General features: G+C 72.5%; 17 protein-coding genes. 6 read left to right on the top strand and 11 right to left on the bottom strand.

Annotated features, from left to right (window positions below; translation table 11 throughout):
• Positions 1-62 precede the first annotated feature (62 nt).
• Entirely contained in the window at positions 63-1,160 is a 1,098-nt protein-coding gene (locus tag ACH4RG_RS25950) for a radical SAM protein (protein WP_397924805.1), read from the top strand.
• A gap of 55 nt (positions 1,161-1,215) precedes the next feature.
• On the opposite strand, the gene ACH4RG_RS25945 is transcribed toward ACH4RG_RS25950, so the two are convergent.
• From ACH4RG_RS25945 to ACH4RG_RS25935, 3 genes are all read right to left on the bottom strand, one after another.
• Positions 1,216-2,211: a mevalonate kinase gene (locus ACH4RG_RS25945; RefSeq protein ID WP_397924807.1), complete on the bottom strand. Its 996-nt coding sequence runs from the start codon at positions 2,209-2,211 to the stop codon at positions 1,216-1,218.
• A 5-nt stretch (positions 2,212-2,216) separates the two neighbouring features.
• Positions 2,217-2,711: an NUDIX domain-containing protein gene (locus ACH4RG_RS25940; RefSeq protein ID WP_397924809.1), complete on the bottom strand. Its 495-nt coding sequence runs from the start codon at positions 2,709-2,711 to the stop codon at positions 2,217-2,219.
• 67 nt (positions 2,712-2,778) lie between these two features.
• A complete protein-coding gene (locus ACH4RG_RS25935) occupies positions 2,779-3,864 on the bottom strand; it encodes an NAD-dependent epimerase/dehydratase family protein (RefSeq protein WP_397924811.1) in 1,086 nt (361 codons plus the stop codon).
• 219 nt (positions 3,865-4,083) lie between these two features.
• Between ACH4RG_RS25935 and ACH4RG_RS25930 the strand changes: the two genes are divergently transcribed.
• Positions 4,084-5,739, top strand: a complete 1,656-nt coding sequence (locus tag ACH4RG_RS25930) for a hypothetical protein (RefSeq protein WP_398540328.1) — start codon at positions 4,084-4,086, stop codon at positions 5,737-5,739.
• A gap of 66 nt (positions 5,740-5,805) precedes the next feature.
• Here the strand turns inward: ACH4RG_RS25930 and ACH4RG_RS25925 are convergent, their stop codons facing one another.
• A complete protein-coding gene (locus ACH4RG_RS25925) occupies positions 5,806-6,576 on the bottom strand; it encodes an alpha-ketoglutarate-dependent dioxygenase AlkB (RefSeq protein WP_397924815.1) in 771 nt (256 codons plus the stop codon).
• On the bottom strand, positions 6,560-7,789 hold the full coding sequence (locus tag ACH4RG_RS25920) for a hypothetical protein (protein ID WP_397924817.1): 1,230 nt from the start codon (positions 7,787-7,789) through the stop codon (positions 6,560-6,562). The genes ACH4RG_RS25925 and ACH4RG_RS25920 overlap by 17 nt, the downstream gene beginning before the upstream one ends.
• 698 nt (positions 7,790-8,487) lie before the next feature.
• Between ACH4RG_RS25920 and ACH4RG_RS25915 the strand changes: the two genes are divergently transcribed.
• A complete protein-coding gene (locus ACH4RG_RS25915; RefSeq protein WP_397924819.1) occupies positions 8,488-9,243 on the top strand; it encodes an alpha/beta fold hydrolase in 756 nt (251 codons plus the stop codon).
• Between the two features lie 76 nt (positions 9,244-9,319).
• Here the strand turns inward: ACH4RG_RS25915 and ACH4RG_RS25910 are convergent, their stop codons facing one another.
• The 4 genes from ACH4RG_RS25910 to ACH4RG_RS25895 all read right to left on the bottom strand — a co-directional run bounded on the left by ACH4RG_RS25910 (position 9,320) and on the right by ACH4RG_RS25895 (position 13,752).
• On the bottom strand, positions 9,320-10,753 hold the full coding sequence (locus ACH4RG_RS25910) for an MFS transporter (protein ID WP_397924821.1): 1,434 nt from the start codon (positions 10,751-10,753) through the stop codon (positions 9,320-9,322).
• A gap of 54 nt (positions 10,754-10,807) precedes the next feature.
• On the bottom strand, positions 10,808-12,193 hold the full coding sequence (locus ACH4RG_RS25905; RefSeq protein WP_398540327.1) for an MFS transporter: 1,386 nt from the start codon (positions 12,191-12,193) through the stop codon (positions 10,808-10,810).
• A gap of 81 nt (positions 12,194-12,274) precedes the next feature.
• The gene (locus tag ACH4RG_RS25900) at positions 12,275-12,805 is read right to left on the bottom strand and encodes a carboxymuconolactone decarboxylase family protein (RefSeq protein WP_397925522.1); all 531 of its coding nucleotides are present in this window, start codon (positions 12,803-12,805) and stop codon (positions 12,275-12,277) included.
• A 116-nt stretch (positions 12,806-12,921) separates the two neighbouring features.
• Positions 12,922-13,752 carry a hypothetical protein gene (locus ACH4RG_RS25895; protein ID WP_398540326.1) on the bottom strand — a complete coding sequence of 277 codons (831 nt, stop codon included), beginning with the start codon at positions 13,750-13,752 and terminating at the stop codon, positions 12,922-12,924.
• A gap of 271 nt (positions 13,753-14,023) precedes the next feature.
• Between ACH4RG_RS25895 and ACH4RG_RS25890 the strand changes: the two genes are divergently transcribed.
• From ACH4RG_RS25890 to ACH4RG_RS25880, 3 genes are all read left to right on the top strand, one after another.
• On the top strand, positions 14,024-14,926 hold the full coding sequence (locus tag ACH4RG_RS25890; RefSeq protein ID WP_397929019.1) for an oxygenase MpaB family protein: 903 nt from the start codon (positions 14,024-14,026) through the stop codon (positions 14,924-14,926).
• Positions 14,927-14,958: 32 nt separating this feature from the next.
• Complete coding sequence (locus ACH4RG_RS25885) at positions 14,959-17,220, top strand: tetratricopeptide repeat protein (protein WP_398540325.1); 2,262 nt, start codon at positions 14,959-14,961, stop codon at positions 17,218-17,220.
• Between the two features lie 150 nt (positions 17,221-17,370).
• The gene (locus tag ACH4RG_RS25880) at positions 17,371-18,990 is read left to right on the top strand and encodes a phytoene desaturase family protein (RefSeq protein ID WP_398540324.1); all 1,620 of its coding nucleotides are present in this window, start codon (positions 17,371-17,373) and stop codon (positions 18,988-18,990) included.
• A gap of 17 nt (positions 18,991-19,007) precedes the next feature.
• Here ACH4RG_RS25880 and ACH4RG_RS25875 read toward each other — a convergent pair whose 3' ends face one another.
• Positions 19,008-19,982: an acetylxylan esterase gene (locus tag ACH4RG_RS25875; RefSeq protein ID WP_397925531.1), complete on the bottom strand. Its 975-nt coding sequence runs from the start codon at positions 19,980-19,982 to the stop codon at positions 19,008-19,010.
• A gap of 4 nt (positions 19,983-19,986) precedes the next feature.
• Positions 19,987-22,404, bottom strand: coding sequence for a polysaccharide lyase 8 family protein (locus ACH4RG_RS25870; RefSeq protein ID WP_397929027.1), 2,418 nt, complete (start codon positions 22,402-22,404; stop codon positions 19,987-19,989).
• Positions 22,405-22,441: the final 37 nt, after the last annotated feature.

Here is a 22,441-nt window from a genome sequence, read left to right as displayed (position 1 = left end):
CGCCTGCCCCGGTACCGGAACGACCTGTCGGCGAAACCCTGTTCACCACAGAGGAGAACCCTGTGACGCACGACCGTCTCGACCTCGTCTCCAAGCTGTACCAGCCCACGGACTGGCCCCGGGTCCTTGAGGCCGCCACCGGCAAGCCTTCCGGCGCTCCGCTCGTCGTGGACCTCGACCCGACCACGTTCTGCGACCTGGCCTGCCCGGAGTGCATCAGCGGAAAGCTCCTCAACCAGGGCCGGTTCACCCCCGAACGGCTCGCGGCCCTCGCCGAGGAACTCGTCGCCATGTCCGTACGGGGCGTGGTCCTCATCGGCGGCGGGGAGCCCCTGGCCCATCGCGGTACGCGTGGCGTCTTACGCATACTCGGCGAAGCGGGCCTGTCCATAGGAGTCGTCACCAACGGCACCATGATCCGGCAGAACCTCACCGAGCTCGCCCGGTACGCCACCTGGGTCCGCGTCTCCATGGACGCCGGCACCGCCGAGACCTACGGTCTGTTCCGGCCCGACCGCAAGGGCCGCAGCGTCTTCGACAAGGTCGTGGAGAACATGCGGCTGCTCGCCGCCGAGAAGACCGGGTCGCTGGGCTACTCCTTCCTGGTGATGTCTCGGCGGGAACCCGACGGGCGGACCGTCACCAACCACCACGAGGTGCTGCGCGCCGCCGAACTCGCTCACGACATCGGCTGCGACTACTTCGAGACCAAGGCCATGTTCGACGACGACCACCACATCGTCCAGGTCCCCGAGGAGGTGGTGGAATCCGTCGACCGGCAACTGGCCGAGGCCGCCCGCCTGGAGAGCGAGACCTTCCAGCTCGTCAACTCCTCCACCCTCACCGCCCTGCGCAACCACGTGGGGCCTGTCCAGCCCAAGGAGTACGACCGCTGCCGGGTCTCCGAACTCCGCACCCTCGTCACCCCCTCCGGGGTGTACGTCTGCGCCTACCACCGAGGCAATCCGCTCGCCCGGATCGGCGACGCCGTCACCGACAACCTCGCCGACATCTGGCGGGACTCGGACCGGGGGATGATCGACCCGAGCCGGGACTGCCGGTTCCACTGCGCGCGCCACCGCTCCAACCTGGAGCTGGAGCGCATCGACCGAGGAGCCGGCGAGCTCCCGCTCGCGGAGGACTACGACCCGTTCCTCTAGAACCTTCATCGCCCTGCCGCCCGGCAGGCAGGCGGCAGGGCGATGAAGAGCCGTCCTAGGCGTGCGGCCCTGATCCGCCGGACGCCCCTCGGCCGCTCCCGGCCGGTACCGGCCCCCCGACGGGGCTCGGGGCCGCCGGCGCGGGAATCACCCGGGCCTGCGGGTGGGAGACGCGCAGCGCCCGTGTGAGCCGCTCCGCCGTCTCCTCCGCCGCGTCGGCCGTGCAGACGCCCACCAGCGCACCGCCACCACCGGCGCCGCTGAGCTTCAGCGGCAGGCCTGCAGCGCGCTGCGAGACCGCCCGCACCTCCTCCAGCAGGGGCGTCGACATCCGCTGGTGGTCCCGCATGGCCTCGTGGGCGCGGACCATCGCGGCCCCGAGCGCCGCCAGGTCCCTGTCGCGCAGTGCACCCCACACGCGCTCCGACGCCTCGTCGGCCACCGCCCGGTAGGCGGCGAGTGAGGGATCGTCGGCCGCGAGCTGCGCCCGTACGTCCCGAATGTGGTGCCGGGTGTCCTTGCGGGTGCCGGAGTCCACGACGACGACCCGCCACTCGGCCGGGAACTCCAGCCGCTCGCGCACGGCCGGGAGCCCGCGCTCACGGCCGTCGAGGAGGAGGGCACCGCCCTCGACGACGGCGAGATGGTCCATGCCGCCGCCGTGGAACACGGCGAACTCGAACTCGTACGCCCACTGGGCGATCGTGCGGTCATCGACGCGCCGACCGGTGAACGCCCGGTCCGTGAACGCCCGGAACAGTGCCACGATCTGAGCCGTGGAGGACGACAGTCCGCTCGCCGCCGGAGCCTGGCTGCGGACGGTGACGGCCGGCGGCCGCAGGGGCAGCCCGGGCAGCCGCTCGCGCAGGAACGCCCACACCTCCCGCGGCCAGCCCTCCGCCGCCTCGTCCTCCGGCGCGGGACCGGGACCCGCCTCCACGGTCGTCATCAGGGCGAGCGCGAGGCTGACCGAGCGGCCTCCGCCGAGCCAGTCCAGATCCTCGCCGGACAGGCAGGCCCGGCACGGCACCGTCGCTCGTATCGCGTGCATGGCATTCACCGGGCCTGGAACCTCCCTTCCGTGCGGAACCTCTCGTACATGGAGAGCACCACCGCGGTCGGCGGATGCAGTGGCTGGAGCGGGGCGTCGAGCGGCTGGAACCGGGCCTGCCGCACCTCGTCGGCACCGGGCGCCAGCGTTCCCGACCAGTGCCGGGTGACGAAGCAGAGGGCGAAGCAGTGGGTCACGTCGCCGTTCGGGTAGGTCAGGGTGTGCACGCGTGGATCGGAGAGCGACCCGAACGCCACCAGGTCCTCCCTCTCCACCCGCAGACCGGTCTCCTCGGCGACCTCTCGCACGGCGGCGTCAGCGAAGTCACCGCCCTCCTCGCACGCGCCGGCCGGGAGTTCCCAGACCCCGTTGTCCGCCCGCTGCTGGAACAGCCCGCGCCCTTCGGCGTCGAGGAGCAGCACCTGCGCGCCCGGCACCAGCAGCGTCCTGGAGCCGACCTTCTGGCGCAACGACCAGATGTATGAACCGATGTAACTCATTCAGTTACGCGTCCTCTTCGTCGTTCCACGCGTCCCGCGCGTCGCGGTCCCGTCGGTGCGCGGCGTGTCACTCGTCACCGGCCGCGTCGGCGAGCCAGCGCGGCATGGCCTCCGGCGTGGCGAGCAACCACCGCACATACCGGTCCACGCCCTCCCGGACCTCGACGCCCGCCTGCCAGCGCAGCAGTTCGCGGGATCGTTCGGTCGACGCGTAACCGCCGAGCGGGTCCCCGTCGGGCCGCGGGGTGACGATCTGCCGGGCGCCGGGGAAGTACGGGGCGATCAGGTCGGCGACCTCGCGGACCGATGTGGGCCGGCCCGTACCGACGTTGACGGTCTGCTCGGCCATCCGTTCCTCGATCAGGGCCAGCGCCGTGGCCTCGGCGACGTCGTCGACGTGGATGAGGTCGCGCACCTGGTCCCCTCCTCCGTTGAGCCTCATGGGACGGCCCAGGCGCGCCTGGAGGGAGAGCCAGGGCACCATCCAGGAGTGGCTGCCCGGCTTGGGGATCTGGGGCTCGCCGTACACCGAGAAGTAGCGCACCACCGCGTACTCGGAGCCGCTGGAGGCACCGAGCATCAGCCGGGTCTGGTGCTCGGCCCAGAGCTTCGAGTTGGCGTACACGGACACCGGGTGGAGCGGCTGGTCCTCGTGAAACACCTGCGGCCCCCCGGCGGAGGGCACACCATCCCCGTAGACGGAGGCCGAGGAGACCATCACGAGCCGGCGGACCGGGTGCCGGGCCACCTGCTCCAGGACGACCTGCGTCCCCTCCACGTTGGCCCGGAAGGCGATGTCCGGGCGGCGGGTGCAGGCCGCCACATCCGCGTAGGCGGCCGCGTGGACCACGAAGTCGGCCTCGCGCAGCAGCCGGCCCACGGTGTCGGCGTCGCGCACGTCGCCGACGACGAGCCGGGCACCACCGCGCGCCACCCCGAAGGTCTCGTGCCCGGACTCGGGGTAGGCGTCCATACGGTCCAGGACGGTGACGGCCGCGCCCGCCCCGTGCAGGAGCCGGGTCAGCCTGCTTCCGACGAGGCCGCCCCCGCCGGTCACGACGACGCGGGCGTCGCGGAGCTTGTCGAGCCGGGACCGGACGGTCTCCTCCGTGGCATCGGTGGTGGCGGCGGTCGAGCGGGGTAACGCGGGCATGAAAGCCCCTTTCGGGCATCGGGGGAGAGGCATGCCGACCGGTCGGGGACCACGGCGGGCCAGGTAAGCATCCACGGGCACGTCGCCCGTCTGCCAGGGGGCCATTTCGGCACTCTTGCGGGCTGCCGACACCCTCCGTACTGTCCGGATCCGGCCGCCGGGCGACGGTTCCGGACGGATGCCCGGCGGGGGCCGGCGGATCGGATCGAGGGAGGACGTATGGCACGTCAACGACTCAGCGCGGTGGTCATGACGCATCCCAGGCGCCGTGAGGCAGCCGAGGAACTGGCCCTGAGCGCGCCTTCGGGGCTGATGAGGGTCGTCATGGACCCCGATCCCACCGGTACCCCCTCCGTCCTGCGCACCGCGCTCGCCGCATGGTCCGCGATCGAGGAAGGGGCCACACATCAACTGGTGGTACAGGACGACATGAGGTTGTCCGAATCCTTCTTCGAGCGGGTCCGGGGGGCGATCGAGGAGCACCCCGACGCGGCGCTCGCCCTGTTCGCGCTCTGGGACTCCCGCAACGGGGCGGCCGTGCGGTTCGGCACGCTGGCGGGCGCCCGTTGGGTCGGCGCCGTCAACGAGTACTTCCCGTGCGTGGCCATCGTACTGCCGCGCTCGGTCGCCGAGGGCTTCGTCGGGTACGGCAGGGAACGGCTCGGCGGCTGGCCCGACGACATCCTGATGCACCGCTACCTGCGGGCCGAGGGAGTACCACGCTACGTCGCCGCTCCCAACCTCGCGGAGCACGAGGACCGCGGCTCGATCTCCGGCAACGCCTTCCGCGGCCCGCGCCGCTCCGTCTGCTTCCTGCCGGGCGACCGCGCCGGGGAGGAAGGGCGGACCCTGGACGGCCTGACGGTGCTCCCGTTCTTCAAGTACGGTGCCGCACGCTGCGCGGTCCGGGTCACGGGCCCGGGCCCCGAACGCTGGCTGCACCTGGACGCGGAGCAGTACCTCCGAGGGGTGGGACTACCGACCGCTCTCCTGCGCCCGCCCGGCCACAGCCAGGTCGCCCCGGACGTCCGGGGCACCTGGCTCACGGCCCTCACCACGGGGTTCGAGGCGGCCCGCGCGGGACTGCCCGAACCGCCCGTGACATCGGAGGCGTACACGGAGGCGATCGCGACGATCGGCCCCGGCGGCATCAGCAACACCAGCACGGAGGAGCACATCACGGAGCGCCGCGCACCGCTGGCCGACGTGGCGCGGCAGGCGCTCCTGGCCGGGCGTGAGGCCGCTTCCGAGCGCCGCCCACGTGCTCGACGGCAGGGGGGCCTGATCTGGCGCGGGGCGGCGACCCCGCTCGGCGAACATCTCGTACGCAGGCTGGCCGACCGAGGCGTGCGCTCCGACGCCGTGATCGACCTGACGCGGCTCCACTCCGCCGAAGCGCAGGTGACCGTCCGTCCGCGGAACGCCCCTGCCCCGTACCTGCTGGACGTCGGCGAGGTCTACGGCCCCGGCTGCTCGCACCGCACCCCGATCGGGCGCATGGTGTGGGACGCGCTGCGCAGCCGCCCCGTCACCGTCGAAGGCGACCCCGACGCCGCAGTCCATCCCGTCTACGTCCACGACCTGGCCGACGCGATCGAGGCCGTCCTGCGCACCCGGCCGGCCCGGCGCGACCTCGTGGTCGTGCCCGAGAAGCCCTGCACGGCCGTGGAGTTGGCCCAAGCCGTGCACGACTCCGTGCGCCCTGTACCGGTACGGCGGGCGGCGTCGGACGGCGCATCGCCGTGGCGTGACCCGGTCGAGGCCGCTCGGGTTCCCGCCTGGACTCCGGCGACGGCGCTGGGCCACGGGCTGCACGCCTTCGCCCAGTGGCTCGCCTACGAGGGCGTCCTGCTCGACTCCGCCGACGCCCTCTGACCCGTCTGCCGCCATGCCCGGAGCCTGTAGCTCCGCGGGGAGGTCCCGGCTGCCGAGGCCGAAACGTCAGACGGGCGGCATCAGGTCGCTCTCGCTGACGGTGTACGTCAGCGAGGGGTAGACGAAGTCCGTTTCCCTGTTCTCGCGGCGTCGCAGCCGGTAGAACTCGCCCCTCTGCTCCTCGTCGGCCGACGTGAGGCGCGCACCCTGCGGGAGGTGCGCCTGACCGTCGCGATGGAGGACGAAGGTCTTCGACGTCCGAAACGTCACGCCCAGCCAGAGGTTGTCAGCCAATCCGGAGGGATTCTCCAGCACGATTCTGTGTCTGAGCCGTCTGTTCGCGTCGACGGAGAACACGACGACACTGTGGTGGCTCAGCGGGATCTCGAACTTCTCGTCACCGGAGTCCTTCGATTCGAAGATCAGCTTTCTCGGAGGGCCCGCTTCGGGACGCGGATAGCAGGAGAAGACGGCGATGAACGAATCGTCGGCCAGATCGAGCGCCTGGTCCGAATGGCTGCCCATTTTCGTATAGGCGTTCGTGTAGCTCTCGATGAGAGCGTTGTTGAAGCCGACCGGAAGCGCCGCGCGTTCCTGGACGTGCCGCGCCAGCCGTTCGTGCACGGCCCGGAAGCGCTGCGCCGGGCTGCTGTACCGCGTGGTCGTGCGGACGAGCGGAACACCGCGAGCCTCGTCCGTCCTGGTGAGCACGGCGCCTCGCCGGCCCTTGCCCACGTCTTCCAGACGCGCCGACGCGGACAGCTCGGTGAAGAGATCCTCCTCTGTCGGCACGGCGCACACGAGGATCTCATCCGAGAACCTAGACCCGGGGGGCAACGTAGTCCCCCGTGTTCATGCTGAAGAGGAATCTGTCGCCGTAGTCGATGAACGACGAGGTCCTGTTCTCCTCGGCGTACAGCTTGCGAAGATCGTCCATGCCGGACGGTGTGGGTGGTCGCAGCTCCACCAGGTCTCCGGCCATGTCGAGGAACGTGCGGCCGTCCCTGTGCACGGCTTCGGTGGTCGAGCAGCGCACCACGTACCCCAGGCGGGTCGGGAGCAACTCGGCGTCCAGCGCCGAGGGCCGGATCTCGTGCGTGTACAGGCGGTTGGTGGACAGCGGCATGAAGAACACGGAGCCGGGATAAAGAGTCACGCCGAACTGCGCGGGGAGCGCGACCCCGCCGAGTTCCCCGGTCGCGTCCTTGAGGCGGAAGCGGAGCCGGGTCAGCCCGCTGGTGCCCCTCACGCCGTAGTCGAAGGCGTCATCGGCCAGGGGGCGCAGACTGTCGAGCCCGTCGTAGAAGGTGCAGAACGCCATGATGCCGTTGACGGGCATGTCCTTGGTCTTGTCGGCATGGGCCGAGATCTTGGCCTTGGACTGCTTGCGCTCCGCCGTGGCAAGGGTGTTGTGGTAGATCTGGGCGAGGACGTGATTCAGCGGAGCCTGGTCCCGGAAGACGGTGGCCGCCTCGCGGTTCAGCGCCTCGACGATGAGTGTGTCGGTCGGGCGAAAGCCCTCCGTCGGCCCCGAGAGGTTCGTGGAGCACCGGAGCAGGCGGAAACGCAGCTCGTCGCCGTTCCGTGTGACGGGCGTCAGGTAGATTCCGCTGCGATGCGCCGTGCCGGGCTTGGTGGACTCCGTCAGGGACTGGAACGCGTGCTCCGAGCGGATCCCATCGAAATGACCGGCGTCGAGCCCGAAGAAGCGGCGGTAGTACACGCCGACTCCGTGTACGCGGAGGGGGACGCGGCCGCTGTCGATGAGGGGCCAGGGTCCGTCGCTGTCCTCGCGGTACCCGTGCGACAGCTCCCGGACGACGAAGACCCGGGCGGCGGAGTGCAGTCGGCGGCCGCTGAGCGCGGATATGTCACCGCACAGGTAGACGGTCCTTCGGGTGAGGTCGGGCGCACCGGAGGCGAGATGCTCGGGCGTGATCACGGAACCGAAGAAGTTCCTGATCGCGTCGTCGTCGTGCAACGCCGAAGGTGCGACCAGGATGTTGCTCGCGTCCTCGATGTGGGCTTCCGTCAGCTCTGGTGTGTGCATCAACCGTTACCTGTCCTCTTCGCGGGACTTGATGGTCTGCCCCGAGCGGGATACATGGCAACGGTCCGCCTCCCCCTCCGGCCGGGCGGCGGCCTCGCCGATCCGCCTGTGCTTGCCGTCCACGCCGGTGCCTCTGGCCTCTCTCGTTCCCGGTGCGTTTCCAGGATCGTCCCCCCGCTGCCGCTTCCGCGGCAACCGTCCTTCCGTCCGGTCGGGCGCCCCTCAGCCGATCTCCACCCTGACGTCAGGGAGGAGCTGCCGGAGGTGAGGTCGCGTTCCGCTGCCCTGCCACCGTGCCGGGGCCGATGAAGCCTCCGACGAAGGTTCGATTGTCTCAGGAGAAGAACGGGCGCGAGCCCGAGACACCCGGCGCCGCGCTCCGCCCGCCGTGACGCTCCGCCCCCGGACGTGACCGCGGGCGCACCGCAGCGCGGATCCGCGTCCGTCCCCACCCCGGTCTTCCGGCTGCGCGAACGACTTCGACCGGGGCGTCATCGATCTGAGCTCGGCCCACATCTGGGACGCCACCTCCGTCGCCGCTCTCGACGCCGTCGAGACCACCCGCGGCCGGGCCGGACTCCGTCGTACGGGCGGCGGCACCCCGCGTCGATCCGGTTCGCGGTCCCGGCCGGGGGAAGGGATCCGGTGCGCGCCGCACCCCGCGCGCCCGATCGTCCACGACCCGGGAGGAAGCCCGTATGAGCATGCCGCACCGTCTGATCGGTTCCGGCGACCACAAAGTGCTGGTGCTCCACGACTGGTTCGGGACCAGCTCCGGCTGGGGCCCCTTCCTGGACTGCCTGGACGGCGACACCTTCGGCTACGCCTTCCTCGACTACCGGGGCTACGGCGATCGCAAAGCCGTCCGCGGCGCGTACACGCTCGCCGAGATCGCCGACGACGCCCTCGCCCTGGTCGGTGAACTCGGCTGGGAGAGCTTCTCCCTCATCGGCCACTCCATGGGCGGCAAGGCGGCCCAGCAGGTGCTGGCACAGGCTCCGGGGAGAGTGCGCAAGCTGGTCGGCCTGGCGCCCGTCCCCGCCGGCGTCTATCCGCTGGACCGCGACGGGGAGGCGCTGTTCTACGGTGCCGCGCACGACCGCGACAAGCGACGGGCCATCGTGGACCTGGTCACCGGTCAACGCGCGCCCCGGGTATGGCTCGACCTGATGGTCGACCGCTCGCTGGAGTGGTCGACCCCCGAGGCGTTCGGCGGCTACGTGAAGGACTGGGTCACCGCCGACCTCACGGAGCGGATCACCGGCAACCCCGTCCCGGTCAAGGTCGTCGTCGGCGAGCACGATCTCGCCCTCACGGCCGACGCGATGCGCGCCACGTGGCTCAGCCACTATCCGAACGCCGAACTGGAAGAGATCCCGAACAGCGGCCACTACCCCATGTACGAGACTCCGCCGGCCCTGGCGACCAGCGTCGAGACGTTCCTGCGCGCCTGAGCCGGCCGCCCGAACCCGACCGCCCCGCAGGGGCCGGCCCATCGGGCCGGCCCCTGCGGGTTCGAGCGCCGCCCGCCTAGACGGGCTGCTTCTCGCCGGGGGCGGAGTCCTGGGCGGGGGTTCCGCGCAGGGTGAGCAGCGACGCGGCCGCGCCGACGGCGGCGAGTGCCGCCGCTCCGATGAAGGCGGCGGAGAACCCGTTGGTGAGTGCTTCGGGGTTGCCGAGTTCACGGGCGCCGTACGCCGCGGACACGGCCGTCATCGCGGCCAGGCCGAGTGCGGAGCCGACCTGGTAGCTGGTGTTGACGATGCCGGAGGCCAGGCCGCCCTCCTCGGGGCGCGCACTGGACAGTGCGGTGCCGAGGGAGGGAATGAACGCCAGCGACATGCCGGCCGCGGCCAGCAGGGACGCGGGCAGGACGTCGACCCAGAAGGTGCCGTCCGCCCGGGCGAACGACAGCCACAGCATGCCTGCCGCGAGGGCCAGCAGCCCGGTGACGATCAGCGGCTTGCTTCCGAAGCGGGCCATCAGACGGGGTGCCAGGACGATCATCATGATCATGATGGCGACCGTCATGGGCAGCAGGGCCGCGCCCGAGGCGAACGCTCCCAGCCCCAGGACCTGCTGGAGGTACAGGTTGAGGAAGAACCACATGGGGATCCACGCGGCCGCCATCAGCAGCTGCGCGATGTTCGCGCCGGCGAGGTTGGGGGCCTTCCAGATGCCCAGCCGCATCAGCGGCTCGCGGCGCTTCGACTGGATGGCGACGAACGCGGCGATGAGCGCCAGGCCGGCCAGCAGGACGAGCCAGGTCTCGGCCGAGCCCCAACCGGTTTCCGGGGCGCGAACGATGGCGTAGACGGCGGTGGCCAGTCCCACGGTGACGGTGGCCGCTCCGCCGAAGTCGACGGATCCGCGGCGAACGGGGGAGGAGGGCATGACCCCCGGGGTGAGGGCCAGCACGATCAGGGCGATCGGGATGTTGATGTAGAACACCCAGGGCCAGCTGGCGTACTCGGTGATCACACCGCCGAGGAAGACGCCGGCGGTGCCGCCCGCCGGGGCCGCCGCGCCGTACAGCGCCAGCGCCTTGGTCAGTTCCTTGGGGCGGGAGCCGAAGAGCATCATCAGCAGGGTCAGGGCGGACGGGGCGATCAGCGCGGCGCCGACGCCTTGCAGGGCGCGCCCGGTCAGTTCGACCCAGATCTCGGAGGCGAGGCCGGCGACCAGGGATCCCCCGGCCATCACGATCCATCCGGCGACGAAGATCCGCTTGGCGCCGAACAGGTCGGAGAGCCGCCCACCGAGCAGGAGGAGCCCGCCGAAGGCGACGACGTAGGCGTTGAACACCCAGGAGAGACCCTCGGGGGAGAAGCCCAGGTCCATCTGCATCTTGGGGAGGGCCACGCCAATGATGGACGTGTCCATGATGACCGTGAACTGGGCCAGGGCTATGAGGACGAGTGCCGTCCAGCGGCGTGGGCTGGGAGGGGCGGACGAGGTTGACATAGCTTTCTCCAATACGGGAGGGGGGTATCTCGCTTCGAGTGAGCAATATACCCCCTAGGGGTATGTCGATCGGCTGGTGGGGCCGATCGGATACGGCTGTCGGGGGATATGGCCCTTCCCGGGCTCCGTCCGGGCCCGTGCGACGTCGGCGACCGACAGCGCGTTCCGGGCGGCCTTGGAGAGGGCGGACCGGTCCGACGGGCGTTCGGCCGGGACGGTGGTCAGGGTCCCGGGCGAGGCTTCTCGTCCGTCGTTACGCGGCCACAGGAGGAGGGCGCCGATCGCGCCCGCGGCGGCGAGCGCCGCGAGGACGGACCAGGCGGCGGCGAAGCCGGTGTTCGTGCCGAGCCATCCGGCGATGGGGTAGGTGATCAGCCAGGCGAGGTGCGAGAGGGAGAACTGGGCGGCGAAGACCCCGGGGATCGCGTTCGGTTCCACCGAGGCGCGCAGGACCTTGCCGGTCGGGGTGATGACCAGCGCCATGCCGATGCCGATCAGGGCCCAGACGATCGCCGTACCGGTCCAGGTGGTCAGTCCGGCCGCGGCGAGCGTCACCGCGGCGGCCGTGCCGCCGACGAGGAATCCCGCGCCGGTCACCATGACCGTCCGGGCGGCGACCCGGTCGAGTAGCCGCGGCAGGACGAGGGCGGCCAGCAGGGTCCCGCCGCCGGAGGCGGCGAGCATCCACGCGACGGCCGACTGCGAGCCCCCGAGCTCGTCACGGACGTAGTTGACGGTGTTGACGACGACGATCGAGCCCGCCGCCGCGACCGCGAGATTGAGTGCCATGACGCCGCGCAGCCGCGGTGTCCCGAGGAAGGTCCCGATCCCCGCCGTCACCCTGTCCCACGCCCGGGTGTGGGAGCTGGGACGGGCTTCGGGGATGCGCGTCGACAGCACGAGCAGGCCGGAGAGGAGGAATCCGGCGGAGGTGCCGAGGAACAGCCGGTCGAAGCTCAGGAACGCCAGGGCGACCGCTGCCAGGACGGGGGAGAGGAGGCTCTCCATCGTGGAGGCGACCTGCGAGGCGGACAGGGCGCGTACGTAGTCGGGCTCCTCGGTGACGATGTCGGGGATGACGGCCTGGAACGTCGGGGTGAACGCCGCGGAAGCGGCCTGGAGCAGGCCGACCAGGAGGTAGATGTGCCAGATCTCCGTGACGAACGGCAGCGCCAGGACCACCAGGGCGCGCAGCGCGTCGAGGACGGTCAGCAGGGTTCTTCTGGGGAGACGGTCGACGTACGCGGCGGCGATCGGGGCGATGACCACGTACATGACCATCTTGATGGTCAGGGCGGTGCCGAGGACCGCCCCGGCGCTCGGGCCGGCGAGGTCGTAGGCGAGCAGCCCGAGGGCCACGGTGGCCAGTCCGGTGCCGAAGAGGGCGATGATCTGCGCGCCGAACAGGCGGCGGTAGTCGCGGTTGGCGAACAGGCGCATGGCGTGTCCCTTCCGGGTCCGTGCGGCGGGGCGCGGCCTCGCGCCGGAGGCCGCGCCCCGCGGGGGGAGGCGGGGACGTCCCTACGCATCGGCGCCGCTCTCCGGAGTGAGTCCGGCCAGCAGGTTGAAGGCGCCGGTGAGGACGTTGAGTGCGACGACGCCGACGACGTCGGCTATCGCGCGGTCGCTGTAGCCGTGCTCGCGGAGCGCGACGACCTGGGCGTCGGTGATCGACGTCGGCTCGCGGTGGACCTGGAGGGCGAGGGCGATGATCGCCGCGATCCCGGGGTCGTCCGAGGTGCCCGCGCGGGCACGCTCGATCTCGCCCTCGTCCACTCCCACCCTGCGAGCGCCGCTGACATGGGCGTCCAGACAGAGCCGGCAGCCCTGCACGGTCTGGACGGCGATCGAGATCCGTTCGCTGGTCCCGCGGTCGAGCTTGGCTCGTCCCATGGCCCGGCTGAGCTGCAGATAGCCGCCCAGGACGGCGGGCGAGTGCGCCATCGTGGAGACCATGTCCCCGACCTCGCCGTGCCGGGATACCAGTTCGGCGAGGAGGTCGCGCGAGGCGCCGACCGCTGTGTCGGGTGTGAGTCGGGTCAGGCGGGGCATGGTGGTCCTTCCGACGGGGAGGCTGGACTGGAGGGGGGTGGGGCGCTCGACGGGTCGAGCGCCCCTCGGCGGGGCCGTGCGCGGCCCCGGCCGGCCGGTGACGTTCCCGCGGCCGGTCAGTGGTGTGGGTGGCCGCCGCGGAGGCCCGTGTGCTCGGACGCCGCTCGGGGCGCCGCGTCCGGGCCGGGGGCGGCCGCGGTCGTGCGTACCGTGAACTCGGCTGTCCGGACGACGTCCTCGTGCTGGAAGTCCAGGTAGAGGCGGTAGACGCCGCCCGACGGCGCCGCGGCCATGAAGGTGATCCCGGGCCCCGGCTCGGTGACGCCGTCACCGGGCTCGCCCTCCGGGTGGACGTGGAGGTAGCCCAGGTCGCCGGCCCGCAGCGCCACCAGATGCCCGTACGCACCCAGGTAGGGCTGAAGATCGGTGACCGGCCGCCCGTTCCGGCTGACGGTGAGCGTCAGGTCGCTCGCCGTGCCGGGCAGGAGCTCGCCGTCGAGGGTGACGGTGTACTCGCCGACGTGGGTGCTGCGCGAGCCCCCGGGAATCGGCTGTGGGTCGTACGGCCCGGCGACCGAGGCGTCGATGCCCAGCGTCAGCGTCCCGCCGTGGCCGACCGGGTGGATGTCGGCGAAGAACCTCCAGTCTCCCGGCTCCAGCCTCAGGTTGACGCTCCAGGTGCCCTCCCCGTCCATCACCGGATGCACGTGCTGGAAACCGGTCGTGTCGCGCCGGACGGCGATGAAGTGCAGCTTCTTCTCGTGCTCGGGCGTGAACTCGGTCACCGGTCGTCCGTCGGGACCGGTCACCCGGAAGGTGACCGTCCGTACCCCGGCCGGAAAGATCGTCGAGTCGAGTTCGAGGGTGTACCCGTTCTCGGAGACCGACAGCCCACCGGGACGGGCGCCGCCGTGGGCGGTCATGTCGTGGCCGGAATGGTTGTTCATCGTGACTCCACGTGTGTGATGTGTCTTCGGTCTTCTTTTCCGTCCTGGGGACATCCGCCATAACAGCATACCCCCCGGGGGTATTCCAAGGGGGCGCGCCGAATGCGGCCCCGCACGGACCGCGGACCGCTCGGCCACCGTGCAGGGGGCCCGGTCACCGTCCGACCGCCCTGCCGGAGACGCCCCTCCCCGACGTACCATCGGTCCCGGTCCCGGTCCGTACGCGTTCCGGCACCGCCCCCGTGCACCGCCGAGCCGGAGGTACCCGCGAATGAACGACGCCTCTCCGTCGCGCCCCGACCCGGGCCTCTTCGGGCCCCGGTCGGTCACCTGGCAGCTGCACGGCGACCCGATGATGTGGATCGCGGGCATCCGCGCCCTCTACCTCCAGGCCCTCCACCCGCGCGCCGTGCGCGGAGTCACCCAGAACTCCGACTTCCGCCGGGACGCCTGGGGCCGGCTCATGCGTACGGCGTCCTTCGTCGGCACCATCACCTACGGCACCACCGACGCCGCCGAACAGGCGGGCGCCCGGGTCCGCCGGATCCACCGCATGATCGAGGCCACCGACCCGGACACCGGGGAGACGTACGGCGTCGACGAACCGGAACTGCTGCTCTGGGTGCACTGCGCCGAGGCCGACTCCTACCTCCAGGTCCAGCGCCGCTCCGGCTACCCCCTCACCGACGCCCAGGCCGACCGGTACATCGACGAACACCGCACCGGCGCCCGCCTCGTCGGCCTCGATCCGGAACGGGTGCCCGCCACCACCACCGCGCTCGCCGCCTACTTCGACCGGGTGCGCCCCGAACTCGCCGCCGGAGCCGAGGCCGCCGACGTCGACGACTTCCTCCGCAGCCCGCCCGTGCGCCCCTGGATCGTTCCGGCGCGCGCCCTGGTGTGGCGGCGGGTGGCGGCGCTGGCCTACCAGTCCCTGCCCCCGTACGCCCACGAGCTGTACGGCAGGCCGGCCCCGCCGCCGGCCATCGTCGACCGGAGGCTGCGCGCCGCCGGCGCCGTCCTGCGCGCGATCCCGGACCGGGTGCGCTGGCAGCTGCCGCCCGGTCATATTCTCGGGGCGATGGCACGGCTGGGGCCCGACAGCCGCCCCGCCGCGTACAGACTCCGCGGACCGGCCGCCATACTGGACGGGCCGGGGAGGGCACAGCGCTAGCAGCGGGGAACAACGGGGGCGGGAAGCGGCAGATGGCGGACACCAGGCTGATCCAGAGCCGGTACCGACTGCTCGAACTGATCGGGCGCGGCGGCATGGGCGAGGTGTGGCGCGCCCGCGACGAGTCGCTGGGCCGCCAGGTCGCCGTCAAATGCCTCAAACCCATGGGCCCCCAGCACGACCGGGCGTTCACCCGCGTCCTGCGCGAACGCTTCCGGCGCGAGGCCCGGGTGGCCGCCTCGCTCCAGCACCGGGGCGTCACCGTCGTGCACGACTTCGGCGAGCACGAGGGCGTGCTCTACCTCGTCATGGAGCTGCTCGACGGGCACAACCTGAGCCAGCTGCTGGAGGGGAACCAGCAGCATCCGCTGCCCGTCGACCACGTCGTGGACATCGCGGAACAGGTCGCCGACGCCCTCGGCTACACCCACCGGCAGGGCATCGTCCACCGCGACCTCAAGCCCGCCAACATCATGCGGCTGACCGACGGCACGGTGAAGATCTGCGACTTCGGCATAGCGCGCCTCGGCCACGACATCGGCATGACGTCCCGCCTCACCACCAGCGGCCTCGCCATGGGCACCCCGCACTACATGTCGCCCGAGCAGATCAGCGGCAAGGAGGTCGACCACCGCAGCGACCTCTACTCCCTGGGCTGCGTCCTGTACGAAATCGCCACCGGCGTACCACCGTTCGACCAGGACGACGCCTGGGCCGTGCTCGTCGGACACCGCGACACCGCGCCGGAACCGCTGCGCACCCACCGTGCCGACCTGCCCGGCTTCCTCGACCGCGTCGTCCTCGACCTGCTCGCCAAGGCTCCCGAGGAGCGGCCCGTCGACGCGGGCGACCTGCACCGGCGCATCGTCCTCGGCCGGACCGGGGAACGGCCCGCGCTCGGACCGGGACCCCTCGCCCTGTCCGGCGCCGAGCACCCGCCGCGCACGAGGGCCCTGCCCGCCTGGACCCGCTCCATGACCGCCGGACACCGGGCGACCGGGGCGACGGGCTCCGGCGTCCAACGACCCGACCCGGCCGCCGGGCTGACGGGCCAGTGGACCACCGGCGCCCCGCACTCCACCGGCGCCCCGCACTCCGCCACCGCCCCGCACTCCGCCACCGCTCCGCACTCCGCCACCGCCGCGCACTCCGGCTTCGCCGTATCCGGGCCGGCCGGGCCCCCCGCTCCCGATCTCCTCGCCACGCTCGACGGCCGTCACAGCGCGGGCATCGACCTCGGCCGCCTGGGCCGCTGGGAGGAGGCGGGCGAGGTGCACCGGGAGGTCGCCGCCCAGCGCGGCCGCGTCCTCGGCCCCGACCACCCCGACACCCTCGCCAGCCGTTACGAACTCGGCCTCACCCTCAGCCGCACGAGCCGGGCCGAGGAGGGGCTGCGCGAGTTCGCCCGGGTCGCCGAGGGCCGCGAACGCGCCCTGGGCGCCGACCACCCACAGACGCTCGCCGCCCGCCAGGCGACCGCCCACGCCCTGGGCCGGCTCGGCCGGCACGCCGAGGCCCACCAGGTGTACGGAGCGGTCCTCGCCGTCCGCGAACGCGTCATGGGCCCCGACCATCCCGACACCCTGCGCTGCCGCCACAACATGGCGTTCAACCTCAGCAGGCTGGGGCGGCCCGAGGAGTCCTGGCAGCTGGCCCGGGAGGTCGCCGAAGCCCGCGCCCGGCTGCTCGGCGCGACGCACCCCGACACCCTCACCACCCGCTACGAAGTGGCGTACACGCTGGGCAGGCTGGGCCGCTGGGCCGAGGCGCTGGACACCTTCCAGGACGTCGCCAGGGCCCGCGCGAGCACCCTGGGGCCCGATCACCCCGACACCTTCGCCGCCCGCTACGAGGCCGGCATCAGCCTCGGCCGGCTCGGCCGCGACGCGGAGGCCCTGGAGCTGTACCGCTCCCTGGTCGCCGACCGCACCCGGACCGCGGGCGCCGCCGACCCCGAGACGCTGCGCGCCCGCCATGGCCTCGGGGTCAACCTGGGGCGGACGGGCCGTTGGGAGGAGGCACTCGCCGAGGCGCGCGAGGTCTGCGCGCTCCGGGAACGCACCCTCGGACCCGATCACCCGGAAACGGTGATCAGCCGCCGGGAGGTCGCCGCGGGGCTCGGCTGGCTCGGCCGGTGGAGCGAGGCACTGACGGCGTACCGGGAGGTCGCCGAGGCACGCGCCCGGGTGCTGGGCCCCGAACACCCCCAGACGCTGGCGGCCCGTGACGACGAGGCGCACTGCCTGGAGCGGCTCGGACGGCCGGCGGAGGCCGCCGGACCGCACCACACCTGACCCGCACGCGCGTCCCCGCGTCCGTCCCGCGTCCGTCCCGCGTCCGTCCCGTCCAGTCCCGCGTCCGTCCCTCCTGGCCTTGGCGTCCGTCGCCCAACCGGGACGCACGCCACCCTGGCCGGGGCGGAAGGCCGCGTGTTACGAAGGTGCATGCCCGCACCCCGGACACCCGCACCCCGGTCAACCGCAGGTCAGCCCGCCGCCCGGGGGGCCTCCGGCCCCGGCGCGCCCGCCCGCGACCGCTACGACGCCGTGATCGTCGGCGGCGGCCACAACGGTCTGGTCGCCGCCGCCTACCTGGCCCGTGCCGGGCAGTCGGTCCTCGTCCTGGAACGTCTCGGCAACACCGGGGGAGCGGCGATCTCGACCCGCCCCTTCGCCGGGGTCGACGCCCGGCTCTCGCGCTACTCGTATCTGGTGTCCCTGCTGCCCGACAAGATCGTCCGGGACCTCGGCCTCGACTTCGCCGTACGCAAGCGGACCGTCTCCTCCTACACCCCCGCCGTGCGCGACGGACGCCCCACTGGGCTGCTCGTCGCCGGTGACGGGACCCGGGACTCCTTCGCCGCGCTGACCGGTGGCGAGCGCGAGTACGCGGCCTGGCAGCGGTTCTACGCCATGACCCAGCGGCTCGCGACCCGGGTCTTCCCGACGCTCACCGAGCCGCTGCCGAGCCGGGACGCGCTGCGCGAGCGCATCGACGACACCGACGCCTGGCGGATGCTGTTCGAGGAACCGCTCGGGGTGGCCGTCGAGGAGAACTTCACCGACGACCTGGTGCGCGGGGTCGTCCTCACCGACGCCCTGATCGGCACCTTCGCCGACGCCCACGACACCTCGCTGCTCCAGAACCGGTGCTTCCTCTACCACGTGATCGGCGGCGGCACCGGTGACTGGGACGTCCCCGTGGGCGGCATGGGCGCGCTCACCGACGCGCTGGCCGGGGCCGCCCGTGCGGCGGGCGCCGAGATCCGCGTACGGCACGAGGCGACCCGGATCGAGACCGACGGCACCCACGCCGAGGTCACCGTCCGCACCCCGGACGGAGAACACGTCGTCGCCGCCCGCCGGGTGCTCGTCAACGCCTCCCCGCAGGTCCTTGCCGCCCTCCTCGGCGACACCCCACCGCCGCCCGTCGAGGGCGCACAGCTCAAGGTGAACATGCTGCTCACCCGGCTGCCCAGGCTCCGCGACCGGTCCGTCGACCCCCGGCAGGCCTTCGCCGGCACCTTCCACATCGCCGAGGGGTACGGGCAGCTCGCCGACGCCTACCGGGACGCGGCGGCCGGACGGCTGCCCGCCGCCCCGCCCTCCGAGATCTACTGCCACTCGCTGACCGACCCGTCGATCCTCGGCCCCGACCTGGCCGCGCGCGGCTATCAGACCCTCACCCTCTTCGGCCTGCACGCCCCCGCCCGGCTCTTCGCCGCCGACAACGACGCCGCCCGCGCGGCCCTGCTGAAGGCGACCCTCGCCGAACTGGACGCGCACCTGGAGGAGCCGGTCACCGACTGCCTGGCCCTCGACGCGAACGGCGAGCCCTGCATCGAGGCCAAGACCCCGTTCGACCTGGAGCGGGACCTGCGGCTGCCCGGCGGTCACATCTTCCACCGCGACCTCTCCTTCCCGTACGCGGACGAGGGCGCCGGGCGCTGGGGCGTGGAGACCGCGCACGCCAACGTTCTGCTCTGCGGGGCGGGCGCGGTGCGCGGCGGCGGCGTCAGCGGGGTCCCCGGCCACAACGCGGCGATGGCCGCGCTGGGCCGGTGACCCGCCGCCCCGGCCCCTCAGGCCCCGAACACCCCCCGCAGCGCGCCCAGCTTGCGCGGCAGGTCGTACTCGGCGCCGCCCTCGTGCCCGTTGTACGGGAACACCTCGATCTCGGCCGGTCCCGCGTAACGGTGGTAGGCGGCGAACACCGTGGAGGACGGGCAGATCCGGTCCATCAGTCCCACCGAGAACCATGCGGGCGCGCTCGCGCGCGCGGCGAAGTTGACCCCGTCGAAGTAGGACAGGGTCGCCATCGCCTCCTCGATCCGGAAGCGGTGCCCCGAGAGCCAGCGGGCTATCTCCGCGTACGGCCCGGCGTCCGTGATCTGCGAGGCCCGCCGGTAGTGGCAGAGGAACGGCACGTCGGCGACGGCCGCCGCCACGTCGTCCCGCAGTCCGGCGACGGCCAGCGCGAGTCCGCCGCCCTGGCTGCCGCCTAGGACGGCGACCCGTTCGGCGTCCACCGCGTCGTGGGCCTTCGCCGCGTCGACGGCCCGGACCGCGTCGGTGATGAGCCGCCGGTAGTAGTGCCGGTGGGGGTCCTCGATGCCCCGGGTCAGGAAACCGGGCGAGGACGAGCCGTGGCCCTCGGGCCCGATGTCCGGGGTGTCGGCGGTGTTCCTGCCGCCGCCGCCCTGCCCCCGGTTGTCCATCACCAGATGGGCGTAGCCGAGCGCGCTCCAGGTCAGCCACGCGTACGGGATGCCCCGCCCGCCGTTGTACCCGATGTACTGCACCACGGCGGGCAGCGGCCCGGAGCGCTGCTTCGGCAGCATCAGCCACGCCTTCACCGGCTGCCCGTCCCAGCCCCTGAACGTCACATCGAGTACGTCGACGGTCGCCAGTCCCGTCTCGTACGGCACGAACCGGGCGTCGACGTCGTGCCGGGCGCTCTCCGCGAGGGTCTTCGCCCAGAAGGCGTCGAAGTCGGCCGGTTCCTGCGGCTCGGGGCGGTACTCCCGCAGCCGCTCCAGATCCATGTCGAACAGCAAGTCTCTAGCTCCTCTTCAGGGTGAGGTCGAGGGTCGATCCGCGCAGCCCCGACGTGTCTGCCGTGATCCGGATGGAGCCCGGCGTGCGCGTCGCGCTCACCCGGGGGCCGCCCGAGGCGAGCGTAAGCCCGCGCCCGGCCAGCTCGACCACCACGGTGGACCGCAGTTGGGTGGGATCGGACAGGGCGACGCTCACGTTCCGCCCCTTCGGGCGCACCAGGACGGACGCCGGACCGTCGCAGCTCAGCTCCCGCGCCGCGCCCGCCCGCCAGAAGTTGGCGGCGAGGAGCCCGTCCGCGCCGCGCCGCACCGCGTGCACGGCGGTCGAATCGGCGATCAGCTCCACCGGCGGCGCGGCCGACAGCAGCCGGGTGCGCCCGGCGGAGGCGGTGGGGAGCTGGAGGTAGAAGTAGCCGGCCCCGCTCGGAGCCGGGCCGTGGTCGTGCCAGAGCGTCAGGTACGGGCGGGTGACCGGAGTGTCGGTGCCGTACTTGAGGTTGATCTCCCGCCAGGTCGCGGTGCGTTCCTCGCGCAGGGCGCGCACGGCGGCGGGCCGGGGGAAGACGTACCCGCCGGTCCCGGCCAGGTGCAGCCACCGGACGTCCGCCAGCCCGTCCGACCAGGCGGGGCCGGCCGGGGCGGCCGCGCCGTTCACGAGGAGCGTGGCCCGCGGGTCGCGCAGCTTGCGGTTCTCCACCACGGTCTCGGCGGTCCCCGCCTCCGCGGTGATGCCCGAACCGACACAGGCGATGACGTCGTCCAGGCAGAACCAGCTCTTGAGCCCGCGCAGCGTGCTGCCGAAGGCCCGCAGCTCCATCCCGTACGCGCCCAGCGTCGTGTCCGGAAGCGCGGTGCCGCCCGCCCAGTCGGCGGTGCTGGTGGTGCGCTGCCCCGCCGCGTCGGCCGGACGCCCGGCGATGACGGTGGTGCCGGGCAGCCTGGTCGGGTCGACGGTGGGCCAGTAGTCCTCGCTGTAGTGGCCGAGATCATCGGTGTACAGCAGCACCATCCCGTCCGATAGGTGCCAACCGCGCAGGTTCTCGTTCTGGATCGACTCGTAGTTGTAGATCCGGGTCGAGTACGCGGAGATGCCCAGGCCGAACGCGGGGCGGTGGTGGGCCGCCTTGTCCATCCGCGGGTGCTGCTTGTGGGCGACCAGCGGGCCGCGGGCCGGGACGGCGGAGGCGATCGCACGCTGAGCGGCGACCAGGGACGCGAGGTCGGTCACCGCGAGGAAGTCCCGGTAGCCGTCCTCGGCGATCCACTGCTTCACCAGCGCCGTGAACCGGTCGGCGGGCTCGCCCGGGAAGCAGGGGATCAGCCGCAGCACCGCCTCGATGACGGTCTGCGCCGACGCGTGCCCCTGCTTGCTCGGCCGGGCGATCTCCCGCCCGCACACCGAGGCCATCACATCGCCCCGGAACATCAGCGGGTCGAAGCCGTCGTCCACCCAGCCCCGCACGTTGTCGAGATCGGGATCGGTCACCGTCCACGCGGTTGAGGCCAGCAGGTTGAGCAGCCGGGACAGGTTCCCCAGCAGCTCCTTGCCGTAACCGCCGTTGTACGGGTGCTTGTAGTGCTGCAGGAACGAGCCGTCGGACGAGAAGCCCTCGCCCGTGCCGGCCGCCGCGCCGCCGGTGTCGTTGAAGGCCAGGACGCTGTTGGCGCCCGCACCGTCGACATCCGAAAGGGCGTCGCGGACCCGGGCCAGCGCGGCGCCGTCGCCGCGCAGCACCGCGTTGACGGCGACCACGGTGGAGACCCACACCCGGTTGGCGCCGGTCGCGATCTGCCGGTTCACCCGCCACAGGTTCGGGTCCGGCGTGTAGTGGTGCACGGCGGTCGTGACCCGCTCCAGGCGCTCCGCGCCCAGCTGGTCGTGGAGCAGCACCGCCGTGTCGTTGAGCGCGAGCGCCGCGCCTATCTCCCAGTCCCAGTCGTTGTCGAACCGGGTGTGCTCGGGACCGTAACGGCGGTTCAGCATCCAGTCGACGCCGCTCAGGAGCTTCGCCAGCAGCGCCGCGTCGCCGTGCTGCGGGGTGCCGGGGACGGCCCAGGCGGTCGCCGCCGTCGCCAGTCGTTTGAACGAGGTGGTGACGTGGTTGGAGAGCGTCGTGCTGGTCAGGTCGGGGAACAGCCCGTCCGTCCGGGACGGGTCGAGACCGGTGGCGGCGGTGGCCCCGGCCCGCCCCACACGGGCGGTCGCGGCGGCGATCCGCTCGTCGTCCCGGTCGAGGCCGGGGCCGCCGGTCAGGAGCGTGTGCCAACGGGTGCGCAGCGCCGCGGCGTCCTCGGCCCCGGCACGTGTCGTGCCGGACGCCGGGTGGGCGGGACCGGCGAGGGCCAGGGGCAGCGTCGCCGCCGCGCCCAGGGCGGCCGCACCGGTCAGGACGGTGCGCCGGGTAGTGCCTCGGTTCGTCATGTCGCCTCTCACGGAAGGTGTCGGCTCACGGAAGGTG

Source organism: Streptomyces sp. NPDC021019 (genome assembly GCF_044333295.1).
In the GTDB taxonomy this organism is placed as follows: Bacteria; Actinomycetota; Actinomycetes; order Streptomycetales; family Streptomycetaceae; genus Streptomyces.
The sequence above is the reverse complement of the archived record's forward strand: the minus strand, read 5'-3'. Positions and strand labels throughout refer to the sequence as shown.

Excerpts from the sequence above, each read along its gene's own strand:
- ACH4RG_RS25885 (WP_398540325.1), top strand. The coding sequence starts at position 14,959 with ATGGCGGACACCAGGCTGATCCAGAGCCGGTACCGACTGCTCGAACTG.
- ACH4RG_RS25870 (WP_397929027.1), bottom strand. The coding sequence starts at position 22,404 with ATGACGAACCGAGGCACTACCCGGCGCACCGTCCTGACCGGTGCGGCC.
- ACH4RG_RS25895 (WP_398540326.1), bottom strand. The coding sequence starts at position 13,752 with ATGAACAACCATTCCGGCCACGACATGACCGCCCACGGCGGCGCCCGT.
- ACH4RG_RS25930 (WP_398540328.1), top strand. The coding sequence starts at position 4,084 with ATGGCACGTCAACGACTCAGCGCGGTGGTCATGACGCATCCCAGGCGC.
- ACH4RG_RS25890 (WP_397929019.1), top strand. The coding sequence starts at position 14,024 with ATGAACGACGCCTCTCCGTCGCGCCCCGACCCGGGCCTCTTCGGGCCC.
- ACH4RG_RS25905 (WP_398540327.1), bottom strand. The coding sequence starts at position 12,193 with ATGCGCCTGTTCGCCAACCGCGACTACCGCCGCCTGTTCGGCGCGCAG.
- ACH4RG_RS25940 (WP_397924809.1), bottom strand. The coding sequence starts at position 2,711 with ATGAGTTACATCGGTTCATACATCTGGTCGTTGCGCCAGAAGGTCGGC.
- ACH4RG_RS25900 (WP_397925522.1), bottom strand. The coding sequence starts at position 12,805 with ATGCCCCGCCTGACCCGACTCACACCCGACACAGCGGTCGGCGCCTCG.
- ACH4RG_RS25935 (WP_397924811.1), bottom strand. The coding sequence starts at position 3,864 with ATGCCCGCGTTACCCCGCTCGACCGCCGCCACCACCGATGCCACGGAG.
- ACH4RG_RS25945 (WP_397924807.1), bottom strand. The coding sequence starts at position 2,211 with ATGCACGCGATACGAGCGACGGTGCCGTGCCGGGCCTGCCTGTCCGGC.
- ACH4RG_RS25915 (WP_397924819.1), top strand. The coding sequence starts at position 8,488 with ATGAGCATGCCGCACCGTCTGATCGGTTCCGGCGACCACAAAGTGCTG.
- ACH4RG_RS25920 (WP_397924817.1), bottom strand. The coding sequence starts at position 7,789 with ATGCACACACCAGAGCTGACGGAAGCCCACATCGAGGACGCGAGCAAC.
- ACH4RG_RS25880 (WP_398540324.1), top strand. The coding sequence starts at position 17,371 with ATGCCCGCACCCCGGACACCCGCACCCCGGTCAACCGCAGGTCAGCCC.
- ACH4RG_RS25910 (WP_397924821.1), bottom strand. The coding sequence starts at position 10,753 with ATGTCAACCTCGTCCGCCCCTCCCAGCCCACGCCGCTGGACGGCACTC.